This is a genomic window from Mesorhizobium sp. M4B.F.Ca.ET.214.01.1.1, assembly GCF_004791545.1.
Taxonomy (GTDB): Bacteria; Pseudomonadota; Alphaproteobacteria; order Rhizobiales; family Rhizobiaceae; genus Mesorhizobium; species Mesorhizobium abyssinicae.
Window position 1 is genome coordinate 1 of record NZ_SRUX01000259.1, and the last position, 290, is coordinate 290.

The following is a 290-nucleotide window of genomic DNA, read 5'->3' on the forward strand; positions in this document are numbered from 1 at the left end:
CAGCGCTCGGGCTGATCGTCGAAGGCCTGCAGCGCCGGCGACTGGATCGGATAGATGGTGATGCCGGTGCCCGGCTGGATGATGCCGACGATCCGGTCTCCGGGCACCGCCCCTGCCGGTGCGAAGCGCACCGGCAGGTCGCCGCGCACGCCGCGGATCGGAACCGCCCCGTCGCGCGGCTGGTTCTTGTCCTTGCGCGCGGCGCGGCCCGGCATCTGGAACAGCATGCCGGCGGCGTTGCGGATCTTCGACCAGCCCTCCTCGCGCTGCTTGGGGGCGGCGACGGTGAC

The 290-nt window shown here is 72.8% G+C and carries 1 protein-coding gene; it reads right to left on the reverse strand.

All coding sequences use genetic code 11. The features are described from left to right. Positions 1 to 290, reverse strand: a 290-nt coding sequence (locus EN857_RS34155; protein WP_135897739.1) for a RelA/SpoT AH/RIS domain-containing protein, incomplete at both ends; no start/stop codon positions are given.